The organism is Virgibacillus sp. 6R, assembly GCF_001895305.1.
Lineage (GTDB): Bacteria > Bacillota > Bacilli > Bacillales > Amphibacillaceae > Virgibacillus > Virgibacillus pantothenticus.
This window is the reverse complement of sequence record NZ_CP017762.1, coordinates 2,312,148-2,331,202: the sequence shown is the minus strand read 5'-3', so window position 1 is coordinate 2,331,202 and position 19,055 is coordinate 2,312,148. Positions and strand designations below refer to the sequence as shown.

Annotated in this window: 17 protein-coding genes; all 17 read left to right on the top strand. The window is 40.2% G+C overall.

Annotation, left to right across the window (positions count from 1 at the left end; translation table 11 throughout):
* Positions 1-375: 375 nt before the first annotated feature.
* Positions 376-1,038, top strand: a complete 663-nt coding sequence (locus tag BKP57_RS10485; RefSeq protein WP_050350621.1) for a peroxiredoxin — start codon at positions 376-378, stop codon at positions 1,036-1,038.
* Between the two features lie 637 nt (positions 1,039-1,675).
* Entirely contained in the window at positions 1,676-3,088 is a 1,413-nt protein-coding gene (locus tag BKP57_RS10480) for an MBL fold metallo-hydrolase (protein WP_050350622.1), read from the top strand.
* A 327-nt stretch (positions 3,089-3,415) separates the two neighbouring features.
* Positions 3,416-4,363 carry an IS110 family RNA-guided transposase gene (locus BKP57_RS10475; protein ID WP_232231385.1) on the top strand — a complete coding sequence of 316 codons (948 nt, stop codon included), beginning with the start codon at positions 3,416-3,418 and terminating at the stop codon, positions 4,361-4,363.
* A gap of 5 nt (positions 4,364-4,368) precedes the next feature.
* Positions 4,369-4,647 (top strand): hypothetical protein, encoded by a 279-nt coding sequence (locus BKP57_RS22840; protein ID WP_232231383.1) that lies wholly within the window; start codon positions 4,369-4,371, stop codon positions 4,645-4,647.
* A 788-nt stretch (positions 4,648-5,435) separates the two neighbouring features.
* On the top strand, positions 5,436-6,008 hold the full coding sequence (locus tag BKP57_RS10470) for a TetR family transcriptional regulator (protein ID WP_050350623.1): 573 nt from the start codon (positions 5,436-5,438) through the stop codon (positions 6,006-6,008).
* A 202-nt stretch (positions 6,009-6,210) separates the two neighbouring features.
* Positions 6,211-6,558: a DMT family transporter gene (locus tag BKP57_RS10465; protein ID WP_050350624.1), complete on the top strand. Its 348-nt coding sequence runs from the start codon at positions 6,211-6,213 to the stop codon at positions 6,556-6,558.
* Entirely contained in the window at positions 6,558-6,872 is a 315-nt protein-coding gene (locus BKP57_RS10460; RefSeq protein ID WP_050350625.1) for a DMT family transporter, read from the top strand. The genes BKP57_RS10465 and BKP57_RS10460 overlap by 1 nt, the downstream gene beginning before the upstream one ends.
* Before the next feature lie 436 nt (positions 6,873-7,308).
* Positions 7,309-8,046: a phosphoadenylyl-sulfate reductase gene (locus BKP57_RS10455; protein ID WP_072741506.1), complete on the top strand. Its 738-nt coding sequence runs from the start codon at positions 7,309-7,311 to the stop codon at positions 8,044-8,046.
* A 101-nt stretch (positions 8,047-8,147) separates the two neighbouring features.
* Positions 8,148-9,986, top strand: coding sequence for an assimilatory sulfite reductase (NADPH) flavoprotein subunit (locus BKP57_RS10450; protein ID WP_072741505.1), 1,839 nt, complete (start codon positions 8,148-8,150; stop codon positions 9,984-9,986).
* 63 nt (positions 9,987-10,049) lie between these two features.
* On the top strand, positions 10,050-11,765 hold the full coding sequence (gene cysI, locus BKP57_RS10445; protein ID WP_072741504.1) for an assimilatory sulfite reductase (NADPH) hemoprotein subunit: 1,716 nt from the start codon (positions 10,050-10,052) through the stop codon (positions 11,763-11,765).
* Positions 11,766-11,806: 41 nt separating this feature from the next.
* Positions 11,807-12,580: a uroporphyrinogen-III C-methyltransferase gene (gene cobA, locus BKP57_RS10440; RefSeq protein ID WP_072741503.1), complete on the top strand. Its 774-nt coding sequence runs from the start codon at positions 11,807-11,809 to the stop codon at positions 12,578-12,580.
* Positions 12,581-12,599: 19 nt separating this feature from the next.
* Positions 12,600-13,331 (top strand): sirohydrochlorin chelatase, encoded by a 732-nt coding sequence (locus BKP57_RS10435; RefSeq protein ID WP_072741502.1) that lies wholly within the window; start codon positions 12,600-12,602, stop codon positions 13,329-13,331.
* 30 nt (positions 13,332-13,361) lie between these two features.
* On the top strand, positions 13,362-14,003 hold the full coding sequence (locus tag BKP57_RS10430) for an NAD(P)-binding protein (protein ID WP_072741501.1): 642 nt from the start codon (positions 13,362-13,364) through the stop codon (positions 14,001-14,003).
* Positions 13,987-14,799 (top strand): uroporphyrinogen-III synthase, encoded by an 813-nt coding sequence (locus BKP57_RS10425; protein WP_083547242.1) that lies wholly within the window; start codon positions 13,987-13,989, stop codon positions 14,797-14,799. The genes BKP57_RS10430 and BKP57_RS10425 overlap by 17 nt, the downstream gene beginning before the upstream one ends.
* A gap of 210 nt (positions 14,800-15,009) precedes the next feature.
* Positions 15,010-16,179 (top strand): sulfate adenylyltransferase, encoded by a 1,170-nt coding sequence (gene sat / locus BKP57_RS10420; protein ID WP_373688090.1) that lies wholly within the window; start codon positions 15,010-15,012, stop codon positions 16,177-16,179.
* Positions 16,180-16,197: 18 nt separating this feature from the next.
* Entirely contained in the window at positions 16,198-17,976 is a 1,779-nt protein-coding gene (locus BKP57_RS10415; protein ID WP_072741499.1) for an SLC13 family permease, read from the top strand.
* 11 nt (positions 17,977-17,987) lie between these two features.
* Positions 17,988-18,593, top strand: coding sequence for an adenylyl-sulfate kinase (gene cysC, locus BKP57_RS10410; protein WP_050350634.1), 606 nt, complete (start codon positions 17,988-17,990; stop codon positions 18,591-18,593).
* Positions 18,594-19,055: the final 462 nt, after the last annotated feature.

The following is a 19,055-nucleotide window of genomic DNA, read 5'->3' as shown; positions in this document are numbered from 1 at the left end:
TAGGCGACTTAGAAATGCGCCCTATGATAAGTCAGCATCGGTTCGTGGCAAAGAGGAAGGCCGACTAAAAACGGGCTTGCCGCTCAGGCGTCGGCATACCCCTGTTTTTAGTGGCGTGATTCCTTTATCTCAGTTGATTCGTTCCATTCGCTACGTTGCTAAACGGGCGCTTGCGCCTTTGTTCTAATATAGAGCATATTTGAATATACGTCCGTATGAAATTTGTATAAGCTGCCAAAGGATTATCTGTCCCTTTCTTGCTATAATTGTTAATAATTTATGACAATTTCAATTTTTAGAGTAAATTACGTTTCACTCAAATAAGATAGAGGTACACCAACTAATAAATGAATAAAAGTAGAGAGGGGATTTACGATGGATCATTTGGAACAAGCGACACAAGGATATAGTTTGCCGAGAATAGGAGAAAAAGCACCTGATTTTACTGCAAAAACGACCCACGGAGATATTTCTTTACAGGATTATAAAGGGAGATGGGTCGTGTTGTTTTCGCATCCAGCTGATTTTACGCCCGTATGTACCTCTGAGTTTGTAGCTTTCCAGGAAGTCTACGACCGTCTGCGTGATATGAATACAGAATTAATTGGCTTAAGTATTGATAGTGTCAGCTCTCATATTGCTTGGGTCAGAAATATGGAAGAGAATTTTAATACAACGATTGAATTCCCAATCATTGCTGATTTGAACCAGAAAGTTGCTACGAAATATGGAATGATTATGCCTGAATCCGATGGTACAGAAACATCACGAGCGGTATTTGTCATTGATGATAACCAGACGATTCGTGCGTTAATCTATTATCCTCTATCAACAGGACGTAACATAGAAGAAATTGTTCGCCTTGTGAAAGCTTTGCGAACTACTGATGAACATGGGGTTTCAACACCTGCAAATTGGCAACCTGGTGATAAGGGGATCGTTAAACCGCCTCAAACAAAAGCAGAAGCGAATGAACGTATGAATAATAGGGAATACGAATGCGTGGATTGGTACTATTGCAAAAAGGAAATTAACTAAGCAAAATGGATATCCCCAGCTGCATAATTGGGTTCTTTCTAGAAAGATAAGAAAGTATAAACTTAGGTGCTTATGGATAACGAAAAAACCGACTAGCCACGTCCGGCGCAAGCGCCCAGCAACGATGCGTCTTCACGAGATCACCTTACGATAAGGCCTCATCGGTTCGCCGCTAAGAGGAAGGCCGACTAAAAACGGGCTTGCCGCCCGACGTCGGCATACCCCTGTTTTTAGTGGCATGATTCCTAAATCTTTAGTTGATTTGTTCCATTCGCTACGTTGCTAAACGGGCGCCCTACGCCTTTGTTCCACTATAGGAAAGTATAAGATTTTTTGGTTTATAGTATAAGAAAAACAAAGGCTTCCGCCATAAGACTTAGCTCAAACCAAGTTTTTCTAAGGTAAATAAAGTGAATCTTCAAGCAGTAAGGTGTTCATTCATTCCTCACTGCTTGTTAGTACCGTAATGGTATGATCTAAAGGCCTCTTACGAAACAGGGCATGGAGGTGCTGTTCTCTACCACTTAGACTTGTGGCAGTACAATTTATCCAACTCCTAAGCGGGAGCCTTACAGCACCTTATATGCGGGATAAACCAAATATGCAACGTACTTTATGAATGAAAGGGGGTTATTTCATGTATTTGAAGTATTTTTATGATTCTTCATTAGCGCAAGCATCCTATATGGTAGCTTGCCAAGCTACAGGGGAAGCTGCTGTTATTGATCCTGCAAGAAATATAGAAGATTATTTAAAGATTGCCAGAGAGCAAGGTTTTCATATTGTCGCAACAGTCGAGACCCATATTCATGCTGACTTTGTATCAGGAGTCACCGAGCTAGCACGGAGAACAGGCGCAACTATTTATCATTCTCTAGAAGGAAACGAAAACGGAGGGTATGAATGGGATAACGCATTACCCGTTCAAGGCGTACGCGACCAAGATATAATCCGCTTAGGTAATGTACAGCTAAAAGCACTTCATACCCCTGGGCATACTCCAGAGCATATGGCGTATGAATTAATAGATGGGGCAACTGCTGATAAGCCAATGGGTGTGTTTACAGGCGACTTCGTATTTGTCGGGGATGTTGGTCGCCCTGATTTATTAGAGAAATCAGTAGGTGTAGCAGGATCAGCAGAAGAAGGTGCACGGCAAATGTTCGCATCCTTACAAAAGTTTAAGAAGTACGCTGATTATGTACAAATTTGGCCTGGTCATGGAGCTGGAAGTGCTTGTGGAAAAGCGCTTGGGGCAGTTCCGACAAGTACGGTCGGCTATGAGCGATTGTTTAATCCAGCTTTTCAGCCAACAGAAGAAGCTGCTTTTGTCGAATTCTTATTGGATGGTCAACCAGAGCCGCCTGCTTATTTTGCAAAGATGAAGGAGGTAAATAAAACTGGCATGACGCCACTATCCAAAGTTCCATATTCGGTAGAAATGCAGCTGGCTGGCGATGGGGTTGCTGAATTAGCTAATGATAAGCAGACGATTGTCATCGACACACGAAGCATCCAAGCATTTGCTACGGGGAGTATCCCTAAAACGATTAACCTTCCTTATCCCGATATGTTTGCCGAATGGCTCGGTCGTTTAGCCGATTATGAAAAATCGATATATCTTATTGCCGAACCATATCAATTTGCTCATTTACGTAAAATAATGCTTAGTATGGGAATGGACAATTTACAAGGATTTTTTTCCACATCTGTTATTGATAGCGCATCCAAATTGTTAACGTATGAAACGCAATCACCATCTGAAGTGGACAAAAAAAGAAAACATGACCATATTCAAGTGGTAGATGTAAGATATACGGATGAATGGGATGAAGCGCATATCCCAAATGCTAAGCATATTCCACTCCCAGAATTAGCAGAAAGAACGGATGAATTAACTCCGGATAAGCCTGTCGCGGTCCATTGTCGTTCAGGAAAGCGTTCGGCAATTGCATCAAGCATTTTAATAAATCAAGGATTTGACGTCATTAACGTAAAAGGCGGATTTATAAATTGGGAAAATGAAAATCTAGAAACGACGAAAGCATAGAGACAAGAGGGCTAAGTGTCCTCTTGTTTTTTTGTAAAGATAAGAAACCACCATGGCTCGCCTAGAGCGCGAGCCACCATCTATGATGAAAATAAATTTTAAATCGAAATAGAGGTATATACCGTATTCAAATGTGGGTATAACCCTAATAACAATACAACCAGATCGAATATACATTGGCGGATCCTGAAAGGGGATACCCTGCGTAAGAAACGGGTTGTGACAGTATAGAAGTACCATCTATTGTGACTAGATCACGAATACAAAAATTTTGCAAGAAAACTACTGTCATTTGTATTGTTCATTTAATGATGAGGAGGTTCTTCCATGGAAGCAATGATGGAAAGATGTGCAGGCTTGGATGTACACCAGAAAACAGTGGTAGCTTGTGTATTATATGGTCCCTTAGACAAACGACCAAAAAAGTCTATTGAATCTTTTTCAACATCAACGAAAGGATTGCTAGAACTTAATGACTGGCTGGTATCATTTGGAGTAACGGATGTGGTGATGGAAAGTACGGGTGTTTATTGGAAGCCGGTATGGAATATTCTCGAAAATCAGTTTCGTCTTGTGCTTGCCAATGCCAAACATGTTAAAAATGTCCCTGGCAGGAAAACAGATATCAAGGATGCAGAATGGTTAGCAAAGCTACTACGCAGTGGACTTATTGAAGGCAGCTTTGTGCCTCCTGAGGATATTCGGGATTTAAGAGACTTAACCCGCTATCGTAAAAAGCTGGTTAATAATCGTACAGCTGAACAGAATCGTATCCATAAAATTCTTCAAGATGCCAATATCAAGCTTACTTCTGTTCTGTCAGATATTTTTGGTGAATCGGGGCGAAAAATTTTGGAGGCCATTATAAATGGTGAAAAAATAGAGGAAAAAAGCCTTCGGGAAATGGTCCACAAGCGCGTCAAGTCCAGCCTAACAGACATAGCAGAATCGATCAACGGTCGAATTCGTCGCCATCATCGGGATATGTTGCGTTATCACTGGGAACACATGATTTATCTGGAGGAAACATTGGAAAGATTGGAAAAACAAATTGACCAATGTTTAGAGCCTTATCGGAGAGAAGTAGACCTACTGGATACCATTCCTGGTGTGAATAAAGATGCAGCCGCTGTATTTGTTGCTGAGATGGGCGTAGATATGTCCGTCTTTAAAACAGAAAAACGTTTAGCTTCATGGGTAGGGGTAAGCCCCGGAAATAACGAAAGTGCTGGAAAAAAAAGAACAGTAAAACGACCAAAGGGAACAAAGCGTTAAAAACCATGGCAATAGAATGCGTATTAGGAACATCAAGACAGAATAATCGAATAACCGCACATCGAAAAAGAATAGCAAAACGACAAGGAAGAAAAAAAGCAAATATGGCTTCCGCTCATTTACTTATAACCATTGCTTATAATATTTTAAAAACAGGAGAACCTTATCAGGAATTAGGACCAGATTATTTGAAACAGCATCATAAAAATAAAGAGTTAAAAATGATCGAATATTTAAAGAGGAAGGGATATCGTATTTCATCATCATATCAGCAACCAGCTTAGGTAGATTTAAAAACAAAGTGATATAAATATGAGCCCCTCAAAAAAAAAAAATCAATGATGAAGGGCTTAGCTTCGTATTGCCTTTAGCCAAGGGTATTTTCATACAAAAGTATAAAATGAGGTGCTTGGAGATAACGAAATAACTGAATAGCCACGTCCGGCACTATCGCCCAGCAACGATGCGACTTTAGAAATGGACCCTACGATAAGGCCTCATCGGTTCGTCGCAAAGAGGAAGGCCGACTAAAAACGGGCTTGCCGCCCATCGTCGGCATACCCCTGTTTTAGTGGCATGATTCCTTTATCCCGTAAAAAGGCGTTGTAGACTCCCACTTCAAGAATGGAAGCGGTGAGCTAAACAAGTTGAAGTGGGAGGTAACAGCACCTAAATCCCCGATTCGTTCAAGGGCCTTTAGGTCATACCCTGGTGGTACTAACAATCAGCGGGGATGGAAGAACCCCCCGCTGATTGAAGGTTCACTTTATCTTTAGTTGATTCGTTCCATTCGCTATGTTGCTAAACGGGTGCCCTGCGCCTTTGTTCCACTATAGGAAAGTATAAGTTTTTTTGGTTTATAGTATAAGAAAAACAAAGGCTTCCGCCATAAGACTTGGCGACAAGCCAAGTTTTTCTAAAATATATGATGTGTGTTAAGTTAATTCTTTTCGTTCGTTATTTTTCGTAAGCAGTAAGCGTAAGAAAATCCGGTAAGATGGTAAGTTGACAGGATTATTAAGTTATTATAAAATGACTGATAGTCAGTCAAATTCTTTATCGAGGTGAGGAGATGGATAATAAGAAACAAAAGATTGTACAGTCAGCCATCCACGTTTTTCGTGAAAAGGGGATCGAAAAAACGAAGGTATCTGATATTGTTAAAGGCGCTGGCGTTGCCCAAGGAACTTTTTATTTGTACTTCCCATCCAAGCTAGCAGTGATGCCGTCCATTGCTGAAGTAATGGTTAAAAAAATCGTTGAAGCAATGGAAGAAGAAGTCAATCGCGATGAAGCATTTATCGAACAATTAGAACAGGTGGTTCATGTTGCCTTCCAAATAACGAATGATTATCGAGAAATTTACGCGCTTATGTTTGCAGGATTGGCATCGAGTCAATATTTAAGTGAGTGGGAGAAAATTTATGAGCCCTATTACGCCTGGATGCAGGAATTTTTAAATCAACCGAAAGCTGCTTCTATTTTGCGTGAATATATGGACGTGGAGGCAACAGCTAAATTACTGATCGGATTAATTGAAGCAGCGGCTGAACAATCCTATTTGTTTGATAAGCAAGATGAAGAAAAAGCGAATCAGAAAAAGAAAGAAGTATTGGAATTTGCCAAACATGCATTATGCAAATAGTTTGGGGAAATGAAGGAAGAGAAAACAAACCTGTATGTAACCGACTTGGCGTAAACCAAGTTTTTCTTTCCCACAGAAATGACTGATAGTCAGTCATAAGAAGTAGAAAAATATAAGTCTAGAATAGTGAAAAATTGCTCAGGACATTGATAATCCATGCAATTTTATGCCTTGAGCAAAGCGAAAGGAATGGTTATAAAAAATGAATAAATCATGGATTTACGTTATTTTAACAAGTGTATTTGAATTAATTTGGATTTATGGCTTTAACATAGCTTCCACCTGGTGGCATTGGGTGTTCATTATTAGTGCTATCTTATTAGATCTACATTTTTTATCCAAAGCATGCGAAGGAATCCCAACTGGAACCGTATATGCTATCTTTGCGGCAGCTGGAACAGTAGGAACAGCTTTGATGGATGTATATATATTTGATGGCAGTTTAAGTATGGGGAAAATTTTCTTTATGTTTCTTCTCGTCGTAGGCGTAATCGGCTTGAAACTATTTGATGCGCCAAATCAATCAGCAAAGCAGGAGGTGCATTCATAATGGGCTGGCTTTTAGTAGCATGTGCATCCGTATTTGAAATCTTAGGAGTTTTAGGCTTGCGATTATATAGCCAAAATAAGACGGTTGCAAATGGGTTATTGTATCTTGGGGGGCTAGGTGCATCCTTTGCCTTTCTTTATGCTTCCTTTTCGCATTTACTTGTAAGTGTTGCCTATTCTGTGTTTATGGGAGTCGGTACGGCTGGGGCTGTATTAATGAATATGATTTTCTTCGGCGAATCGACGAATAAGCTACGCGTTTTTAGTTTAGTACTGATTATTATCGGTGTCGTCGGACTTAAAGCATTATCCTAATAAGCGGAGAGATGCAAGTAAAGCGGCAAATCGATAGATTATTTTTCTGGTCCCTATTAAATTTACGGTCACACTTATCTGTTTCTTGAATATAAAGAGAATATCAAATTATTCTCATGTTTTAGAAAAAGGGATTGACTTTTCTTGGGAAAACATTTAATATATCAAGCAATATATGCATAGATTCTTTTTTAGAGAGACTTGGTAACTCTATAATTGGAAACAGGTTTTACTATTGTTGTGCTACATTGCCTAACGAGTCATCTGATAAGTAAGAAGAGCATAAGATAAATGGAATAATTGCTCTTCTTATCATTTGAATAAGAAGCGTAACTTCTATCCACTATTTTTGACTTCACTCTCTATTTCCAGCACAACAAATGATCTAGATACCCTAACGCTCTTATATTTGAGAACAACGTAGGAGGGGAAATGTTTGACACGTCAAATACTTTCTTATCAAAATTTTACTGCCGATCCTTTTCAAGATTTCTACCCTAATGATGATACGAAGGGTGCCATCACTATTTTAAGCTGGGCATATGATTTATATGGAGATTCCATTGTATATGCATGCAGCTTTGGTGCAGAAAGTATGGTACTAATTGATTTACTATCTCATGTGAAGCCAGATGCGCAGATTGTCTTTCTAGATACAGGATTACATTTTCAAGAAACGTATGATCTTATTGATGAAGTAACGAAACGATACCCTGATTTGCGAATACGTCTAAAGCAACCTGATTTATCCGTCGAAGAACAGGCTGCAAAGCATGGCTCAGCCTTATGGAAGCGACAACCAGATCAATGTTGTTTTATCCGTAAGATCAAACCACTGGAAGAGGTACTTGACAGTGTGCCTGCTTGGATTTCTGGACTGCGCAGAGAGCAGTCATTAAGTCGTAGAAAAACTGACTTTGTGAATAAAGATGAACGATTTAAAAGCATTAAAGTATGCCCATTGATACATTGGACTTGGGATGATGTCTGGAATTATATTCGAAAACGACAATTGCCATATAATGAACTACATGACAGGAATTACCCAAGTATTGGGTGCATTCCCTGTACTTCGCAAGTAATGGAATCTGATGATTTGCGTGCAGGGAGATGGACGGGGCAAACGAAAACAGAATGTGGTCTGCATACGGCAAATAATAAACATGATTCGTGATGGTCTGAGAACTCATCTTTTTTATTTCATTTAATTCCTAGTAATTTAATTGGTATACTAAGTTTTAGCTTGCATATAAAAATAGTAGTGAGGTGAGAGCGTTGTCGTTGGATGTAACAAATAGCCCATTTAATCAAGAGCAAATAGAACAATTAAGTCGATTGTTACCAACCTTAACGAATAATCAAAAGGTTTGGCTAAGTGGCTACCTTTCAGCTGTTATATCTAAAAAAATCCAGCACACTAGTAATCAAGTCCTGCAAATGGATAGTCAGCTGGTGAGTGCTGGTGGTCCATCCCAGAGAACAGTAACGGTATTATACGGCTCAGAAACAGGAACAGCCCGTTCACTAGCAGAAAGGATGGCTGAGAAACTAGATGAAGCTAATTTTATGGTGATCTTCTCAGCTCTTGATGATTTTAAGCCAAGTAAATTAAAAAAGACAGAGGATTTATTCATTATAACGGCAACCCATGGCGAAGGTGAACCACCAGATAATGCGATATCTTTTTATGAATTTCTTCATAGTAGAAAAGCACCTAAATTGGAACATTTGCGTTTTTCCGTGTTGTCACTTGGTGATGAGTCATATGAATTTTTTTGTCAAACTGGAAAGGACTTTGATAAACGCCTAGAAGAATTAGGTGGAGAGAGGATATATGACCGAGTAGATTGTGATTTAGATTTTGATGAACAAGCGGCTGCGTGGATGGACGGTGTTCTCGGTATTTTAAAGAAGGCAACGGATGCTGCTGACCAGAACGCGCTTTTAAGTCAGCAAAAGGCAGGTATGAACATTTCAGAAAACCCTGTTTTTTCAAGAACAAATCCATTTATGGCCGAGGTTATAGACAATATAAACTTAAGCGGTCGCGGTTCTAAGAAACAAACACATCACTTGGAACTATCTCTCGATGGATCCCACTTTACCTTCAAACCAGGAGATAGTTTAGGGATTTATCCGAAAAATGACCCTGTATTAGTTGAGCAACTCATAAAAGAGCTGGAATGGGACGCTGAACAAGATCTATCTGTGAATAAGCAGGGGGAAATAAAGTCATTACGTGAAGCTTTGCTTTCCCATTTCGAGCTAACCGTTTTAACCACATCTATGTTAGAAAAGGCAGCAAGATTGTTTGCGAATGAAGCATTAACCAAACTTTTAGAAGCAACTAATAAAGAAAAATTAAACTCTTATTTAAAGGGAAGGGATGTTCTCGATTTAGTAACCGATTTTCCACCGAAAAAGCTGGCACCTAAGGATTTTGTGAGCATATTGCGAAAGCTGCCTGCTCGACTTTATTCCATAGCCAGCAGTTACAAAGCCAACCCTGACGAGGTTCATCTAACGATTGGAAAGGTAAATTATGTTGCTCATGGACGTAAGCGATTTGGTGTTTGTTCTAGTCAAGTTGCAACAAGAGTGGAAATAGGTGACAAGTTACCGGTGTATATTCACCAAAATCTTAATTTTCAATTTCCTAATGATCCCCAAACGCCTGTCATTATGATTGGACCTGGTACGGGAGTGGCTCCGTTTCGTTCCTATTTGGAGGAGTTGGAGGAAACCGAAGCCAAACGAAAAACATGGCTTTTCTTTGGCGAACAGCATTTTTCATGTGATTTTCTCTATCAAGTAGATTGGCAAAAGTGGCTAAAAGCAGGTGTGCTTTCGAGAATGGATGTTGCATTCTCAAGGGATACCGATCAAAAAGTATATGTGCAACACAAGATGCTTGAAAAAAGCAACGATTTTTATAACTGGTTAAAAGCAGGCGCTGCTGTTTACGTATGTGGAGATGAGAAGCATATGGCGAGGGATGTCCATCAAACGATGATGACCATATTAAGACAGGAGGGAGACATGAGTGAGGAGGAGGCTAAAGCATACTTGCAGCAAATGCGTCTAGAAAAACGATATCAGCGAGATGTATATTAATTTACTGAATTAATAGGGTTATAGGCTAGTTAAAACGCATGTTAGTGAAGGGAGTTCAACTCAATGGCAAAGGAAAAAGATGCACTTCATAAAGCACCTCTAGATGATATGGAGCGAATAAAGGAAGCAAGTAATTTTCTACGAGGAACGATAACGGAAGGGCTTGCAGATCCGATCACAGGAGCAATTTCTGCTGATGATAATAAGGTGCTGAAGTTTCACGGAAGTTATCAACAAGATGATCGTGATCTACGAGATGAACGTAGACGTCAAAAATTAGAGCCTGCTTATCAATTTATGCTTCGAGTACGGGTTCCAGGAGGGATTGCTACACCTGAGCAATGGCTTGTGGTGGATGAGCTTGCTGACAAATATGCAAATGGAACCATTCGTTTAACTACAAGGCAAGCATTTCAACTGCATGGCATTTTGAAATGGGATTTGAAAAATACGATAAGAGAAATTAATCATACACTTATGGATACATTAGCCGCTTGTGGTGATGTAAATCGAAATGTGATGTGTAATACCAATTCGTATCAATCGGCAGTCCATACAGAGGTTCAGAAATGGGCTCAAGAAATTAGTGACCATCTCTCCCCAAGAACGGGAGCATATCATGAGATTTGGCTAGATAAAGAAAAAGTGGTGGATTCACGAGATGAAACGGAAACAGAGCCAATTTATGGAGCAACCTATTTACCAAGAAAATTCAAAATTGGCATTGCAGTACCTCCATCAAATGATATTGATGTATTCTCACAAGACCTCGGTTTTATTGCCATTCAAGAAGCTGATGAGCTGGTAGGTTTTAATGTTTCTGTCGGTGGTGGGATGGGAATGACGCACGGAAACTCCAATACGTATCCGCAATTAGGGCGGGTGATTGGTTTTTGTACTCCTGGTCAAGTGATTGCTGTAGCAGAACAAATTGTTGCAATTCAGCGAGATTATGGAAATCGGTCCGACCGAAAGAATGCCAGATTCAAATACACTATTGATGCAAGGGGTATAGATTGGCTAAAGCAAACGTTACATGAACGATTAGGCTGGGAGCTGAAGAAACCGAAAGATTACCAGTTTGAAAATAATGGGGATGGCTACGGATGGGTGGAGGGAAACGGCAAATGGCATTTCACATTATTCATTGAAAATGGCCGTGTAAAGGATACGGATGACTATCCATTAAGAACAGGACTAAGGGAAATAGCAAAGATTCATACGGGAGATTTTCGCTTAACACCTAATCAAAATCTAGTGATTGCAAATGTTACGAAACAAAAGAAAGATCACATCGAGCAACTAATCCAAACGTACAAACTAACAGATGGTGGGCAGCTTAGTGGGCTGCGGCGTAATTCCATGGCTTGTGTAGCTTTACCGACTTGTGCTTTAGCAATGGCAGAATCAGAAAGATACCTACCTTCATTAATCGAAAAAATAGAAGCGATTCTTCAAGAAGCAGGTCTGCACCAAGAAGAAATTGTCATACGTATGTCAGGCTGCCCAAACGGTTGTTCACGACCAGCTCTAGCTGAAATAGCTTTTATTGGTAAGGGTCCTAGCAAGTACAATATGTATCTTGGTGGAAGCTTCACCGGAGAACGATTAAGTAAGCTCTATCGGGAAAATATAGGAGAACAGGAGATTTTAGATACACTCGGACCGATTATAAATCAGTATGCAAAGGAAAGGCTTGTTGGGGAGCGTTTTGGAGACTTTGTTATTCGCGCAAATTATGTAGAAGCTGTATATTCCGGACTCGATTTTCATCGATAGTGGAGGTTTTAGGCGATATTAATAGAGAGGCGGAGGGAGCTATGGGAAAGGTATATTTGGTGGGGGCAGGTCCAGGAGACCCCGATTTGATTACGGTAAAAGGTGTCAAGATCATCGGTCAATCAGATGTTATTTTATATGATCGTTTGGTGAATGAACAATTATTAGATTATGCACCTGAACAAACAACACGAATCTATTGTGGGAAACGTCCAGATCACCATGCGTTAAAACAGGAAGAAATCAACCGATTACTCTGTCATTATGCAAGAAGAGGAAAGATTGTTACGAGATTAAAAGGTGGAGACCCATTTATTTTCGGAAGAGGGGGAGAGGAGGCTCTAGCTTTAGGAAAATATCAGATTCCATTTGAAATTGTACCAGGAATCACTTCTGGATCAGCCGCGCCAGCTTATGCAGGGATCCCGTTAACCCATCGTCAGATTAGTTCCTCCGTTGCCTTTGTATCGGGTGTAACTAGGAAGGAAGAAGATAGTGAAGCATATTGGGAGCATCTTGCTAAGGGCCCGGATACCCTATGTATCTATATGGGCGTAAAAAACCTTCCTGAAATTTGCAAGTATCTGATTCGATATGGCAGGGATGCAATGACGCCGATTGCCGCTATCTATTATGGGACAATGGAAGTACAACAAACGGTCACAGGTACGTTGCAAACAATAGCAACAAAAGCGAAACAGATTAAAAACCCTGCGATGATTATTGTTGGCGATGTTGTTCGATTGCGTGAGCAGATACAGTGGTTTGAAGAGATGGCTTACGAAGTCGAGTCGCCAAGTGCTGTAAGCAGTTGATGAAAGGGGAAATATGATAATGCAAGGAGTGCTTTATGTAAGTCATGGGAGTCGCTATGCTGATGCTACGGCAGAGGCAACGGCATTTCTTGAGGCAGTGAAAGAACAAGTGAATCTCCCCTTGCAGGAAATCTGCTTTCTCGAATTGGCTTCTCCTAATATGATGCAGGGAATAGCTAATTTGGTAGCTCAAGGGGCAACCAGCATCGCAATCATACCTGTTCTATTATTACAGGCAGGTCATTATTATCATGATATCCCGCAGGTCATTGCGCAACAAAGGGCATTATATCCAGCGGTTTCGTTTTCCTATGGTCAGCCTCTCGGTGTACAGGATCGGATTATCCAGATATTAGCTGAGCGCATCGACCAAGCAGTTGCAGAACGGAGACCAGATATGAAGATACTGTTAATAGGCAGGGGAAGTAGCAATCCACAAACAGTTATGGATATAGAAACGATTGTATGTAAGCTGAAACGAATAACGACGCTGAACCACATTGAAGCCTGTTATTTAGCAGCTTGTGAACCATCTTTTGATAAAAAGCTGCAAACGGCGGTTACAGAGAAAAATTCGCAAATCGTCATTGTCCCATATATCTGGTTTACCGGATTTCTAATGCGACATATTCATAAAAAGGTTACAAAATTTAAGGGTACAGATAAAGAAATCGTTGTTTGTCAGCATTTAGGGGAGCATCCCGCAATGCAGGAAGCATTAAAGGATCGTGTTATCGAGGCAATATCGTAAAGCTAATATGATAAAAAGGGTGTTACATGAATGGCCCGTATTCCATTAATGGTTGAATTAAAAGAAAAGCAAGTAGTTATTGTTGGTGGAGGCATAATAGCAGCAAAACGTGTAAATACAATGATGGAAAGCTGTGCGCAAATTACCGTTATTAGTCCTACGATTAATCAAGCAATTCGAAGGGCTTGGGAAGCTGGCTTTCTTATATGGCGACAAAAGACATTCGAGGCTACGGATATTCAACAGGCTGTGCTCGTTATTGCAGCTACTAACAATCAATTGGTGAACCAATTCGTATGTCGGTCAGCACCAGCTGGGTGTCTTGTAAATAATGCTTCCGATGCAGTGGAAAGTCATGTTCATTTTCCTGCTCATTTAAAGCAAGGAAGATTATCTATCAGTATTTCAACCAATGAAGCAAGTCCAACGCTAGCAGCCAAAATTAAGCAAGAACTCGAAGCTGTCTATAACAAGGACTATATAGGCTATGTGGAATTCTTATATCAAAGCAGGCAGCTACTGAAACAATCCACATTGGATAAGCAGCAACAGAAAAAGCAATTGCAAGCTCTCGTTTCCGATGAATTTCTATGTAAAGATAAACAGCTGCAGGCACTCCAGTCGCTGAAGCAGATAGCGGGAAGGATGAATGCGAGTGAAGGGGTTATATAACAAAAGGATAGGTATAGCTGCTACACGAAAAGCAGACCAGATAGCAACATTAGTAAAAAAATATGAGGCTATACCTTCGTTTTTTCCTATCCAAGGCGAACAAGTATTGGATGAAGATACATGTGTAGAAAATATCTCTTCTTTATTGTCAGAGCCGTTTGACCTTATCATTCTAACAACTGGGATAGGAGCAGAAAGCTTAGAAAGGGTTGCCCGAGATCGAAATTGCTGTTCAGATTTTATTCAGAAGCTAGAGCGAACGACGTTAGCAGTTCGTGGCAGTAAAACACTTCATTGGTTAAAAAAGCATGCGATTTCTCCTGCTTTTGTATCGCAAGACGGCACCATGGCAGACTTATTGCTAACACTTGCTAATGCTGATCAGCAGGGGAAATGTGTATATATACAGGCATATAACCAAGACGATGCGTGGTTAGAAGCCGCATTAGAGAATTTAGGCTATGCTGTCTATTTGGCAAAACCTTATTATTATAAGCAACCGAATGCGGACATATTACGAGCGTTAAAAGATGCAATAATAGGCTCATGGTTAGATGCTGTTATATTTACAAGTAAAACACAGGTTCAGAATCTGTTCCAATCCCTTTCAGATCAAGAACAAAAGCAGGTGATAGCTGCATTTCATGAACATGTCTTAGCTGCCGCAATTGGGATGGTGACCGCGCAGGAATTAAAAAAATATAACATTTATGATGTTTTTTATCCAACGAAGCCCAAGATGGGCCGAATGATCGTAGAAATGAACTATTATTACGAACAATATATTGTCCCATAAAGTGAATTATCAATCAGTGGGGTTTTTATCTCCCCCCACTGATTGCTAGTACAGCAAGGATGTGACCTAAAGGCTTCTGAGCGAATTGGGAATTTCGGTGCTGATATCTCCCACTTAGACTTGGTTGTAATGGTCTGGAAGAGGAAGTCTTACAGCACCTTATATCGGGATAAATAGGTACGTAATGAAAATGAATAGGAGGGAGTTCAAGTGATATCAACAACGGAACAGTTAGGAAGTATTCCACATGGTGGCAAATTGATCCAAAGGCAAGTTGATCGTGAAGAACGAGATATGTATTTACAAACCATAGCGAACTTAAAAACAATCACATTAAATAGTTGGCATCTATCTGATTTGGAATTGATAGCGAATGGTGGGTTTAGTCCTCTCATTGGTTTCATGGGTAAGTCTGATTATACGAGGGTTGTAGAAGAAATGCGGCTAGAGGATGGTACGATTTGGAGCATTCCTATCACACTAGATGTAGAGCAAACCCAAGCAGAAACATTGGAAATAGGTGACCAAATTGCACTTATGGGAGAGGATAATGAAGCCTATGGTGTCTTAGACCTTACCGAAAAGTTTCGCTATGAAAAGGAAAAAGAAGCAAAATTTGTGTATGGCACAATCGATCCTGCACATCCAGGCGTAAAAAAAGTTTATGAAAAAGGGGATGTATATGTAGCTGGACCTATTCGGCTCCTACAAAAGAAAACCAATAATCAATTTGCTAACTATCAGCTTGATCCTGTGGAAACAAGACAATTATTCAGAGATTTAGGATGGAAAACCATTGTTGGCTTCCAAACGAGAAATCCAGTGCATCGTGCCCATGAATATATTCAAAAATGTGCTTTAGAATCGGTTGACGGTCTATTACTCAACCCTCTAGTAGGAGAAACAAAGTCCGATGATATTTCAGCCGAGATTCGAATGAAAAGCTATGAGGTAATCTTAGACAAATATTATCCGCAAGATCGAACAAGACTAGTAATCTACCCCGCAGCGATGCGTTATGCCGGTCCAAGAGAAGCAATACTACATGCGATTGTCCGAAAAAATTATGGTTGCACACATTTTATCGTTGGACGGGACCATGCAGGTGTCGGTGATTTTTATGGAACTTATGAAGCGCAGGAGTTAATTTGTCAATACGAAGCGGAGCTGGGAATACAAATTTTCGCCTTTGAACATGCCTTTTACTGCACAGCATGTGAAAATATGGGAACCGAAAAAACATGCCCGCATGATCGAACCTACCACGTGCATTTAAGCGGCACGAAAGTACGTGAGAAGTTACGTAATGGCGAAGATTTGCCAAAGGAATTTTCGCGGCCAGAAGTAGCAAAAGTTTTAAGAGAAGGCTTAAGACGTTAATTAAAGGGAAGGTTTCGCATGTCGAATGAAATGATCGTTGTTTCTATCGTAATATGTTTCATGATTGGTGCGCTTATCATGGACATTGCTCGTCCAGTCATCATTGTGTTTACCGCGTTAACCATCTTTTTAATAACAGGTATTTTAACACCAGAGGATGCACTTATTGGTTTTTCAAATGAAGGGATGCTCACCATTGCTCTTTTATTTGTTATAGCAGGGGCGATTCAAAAAAGCGGTATCATTGAAGATATTATGAAAGGCTGGCTAAATAAAAGTAATAGTTTAATTGGTTCCATGATCCGTGTGCTTATACCAACATCTGTACTTTCTGCCTTTTTAAATAATACGCCGATTGTTGTTACGTTCACCCCAATGATTAAAAGTTGGTGTGAGGAGCGTCAAATTGCTCCATCTAAATTCTTAATCCCCCTTTCATATGCAACCATTTTAGGCGGAACCATTACGTTAATGGGGACATCCACCAACCTCGTTGTCCATGGCATGCTAATGGATTACGGCTATGACGGGTTTTCCATCTTTCAGTTAGCAGTTATCGGCATTCCGATTACCGTTGCTGGGCTCATTTATTTGCTTGTTATAGGGAGACATCTTTTACCTGACCAGAAAGGATTGCAACAGCAAGTAAGAGAGAGTTCAAAGGAGTACATTGCAGAATTGATGGTAGAAGATTCATTTTCAGGGGTAAATCGGACGGTAAAAGAGGCTGGATTAAGAGAGTTAAAGGGGCTCTATTTATTGGAAATTATTCGTGATAAGGAACGCGTATTCCCGGTTCGCTCGACAACTAGAATTCAAGCAGGAGATCGCCTTATTTTTACTGGTTTAATTACGGCATTAGCTGGATTGCAAGCAACGAAAGGGCTAACAGTTAGCATGGGAAAGTCTGTAGATGTTGATGATTTACAAAAGGCTAACTCAACCATTGTAGAAGCTGTGGTATCGCATCAATCTTCTTTACTTTACAAATCAATTAAGCAAGCTAAGTTTCGATCCTTATATGATGCTGGAGTTATCGCAGTTCATCGAAATAACGAACGTCTTAAATCCAAGATAGGTGATATCTTGTTAAAGCCAGGTGATAGCTTACTATTACTGGCGGGAGCGGATTTTATTGAAAAGTATCAGCAATCCGAAGATTTTTATGTCGTAACGCCGTTTCATCGTCCGCATACGTTTCATCGCAATGCCTTTAAAGGGTGGATAACGATCATCTTGTTTTTAACGATGATTTTACTAATTACAATCGGAATTCTAAGCATGTTTAAGGCGATGTCTATTGTAGTTGTGGTTATGTTAGCAATGAAGGTAACCACGATTGAAGAGGCAAAGAAATATATCCATTTTGATGTCCTGTTACTTATTGCTTGTTCATTTGGTATTGGAATGGCGACGATGAAGTCAGGTCTTGCATCTTGGATTGCTGATGGGATATTAGCTGTAGGAGAGCCGCTGGACTTAATTATCGTATTGTTCCTTATTTATATAGTAACCAATATATTCACGGAAATTATTACGAACAGCGCAGCGGCTATTTTGATGGTTCCGATTGCCTTCGAGATGGCAGCTACACTAGATTTAGATCCAATGGGTTTTGCGGTTACAACGACGATTGCAGCTTCTGCCAGCTTTATTACCCCAATCGGCTATCAAACGAACCTAATTGTTTATGGTCCTGGAGGCTACACATTTAAAGACTATGTAAAAATAGGGACACCACTAAGTATCCTGGTTATGCTGATTACTGTAATTATTGTATACTTTTGGTGGTTTTAGGAGGGGAAAATTTGAGTAAATCGAAGCATATTTCTTGGCATGAATCTATGGTAACAAAGGAATTTAGACAAAAGCGAAACAAGCATAAAAGTGCAGTACTTTGGTTTACGGGGTTATCCGGATCTGGAAAATCAACTCTCACCGTAGAGTTGGAAAGGAAGCTTTATCAACTAGGTATTTACACGTATCGGTTAGATGGCGATAATATCCGCCATGGGTTGAATAAGAATCTTGGATTTTCTCCAGAGGATCGAACAGAAAACATACGAAGAATTGGCGAAGTATCGAAGCTATTTATCGATGCAGGGATTCTTACATTAACTGCCTTTATTTCGCCGTATCGAGAAGATCGAAATCTGGTAAGAGCGCTGTTACCAAGTAACGAATTTATTGAAATTTACGTGAAATGTAGTTTAGAAGCATGTGAGGAACGTGATCCAAAGGGGTTGTATAAAAAAGCACGTGCTGGTGAAATTGCGGGATTTACTGGCGTTGATGCACCTTACGAGGCACCAATTGCTCCTGAATTAACGATTGATACGGAGAAACTATCTGTGGAAGAAGCAACGCAACAGGTTATGAATTACTTGTTAGAAAATGAATATTTAACAGAATAAATACCAAATATACCCATTGTGAAAACAACAAAGTGTGATCAAAAAGGAGGTAAAGAGAACCGAGGTCGGCTAATCTTTGCGTCCTTGAAAAAGAAAAACACTATTTCTGCGTGCGAAGTATTAATGTCGTAGCTTTCTTATCCTGTGCGGGAACCGATACTAGCACGTCTTGAGCGCCTAAGTTATGAAGTGGCGACGGTATCGGTAGCGTACTTGTACAGATGTACTGGCTTTTACGCCCGTCACAGGACGTGGGCAGTTTTAGTAGCAGCTCCCATCTTCCATAGAACATATAGATACATGGGTACTAGTGAATCCCTCCTCGAAAAACATTCTCACGTAGGAACAGGGGGTACTCTTTTCCAAGGAACGGAGAACCGAGTCAACTAGCAACGTCGATGTGTCATCTTTAGTACACTTTTTGAACGATCTTTAAAAGGGAAGTACTTGCGGCTATGTAAA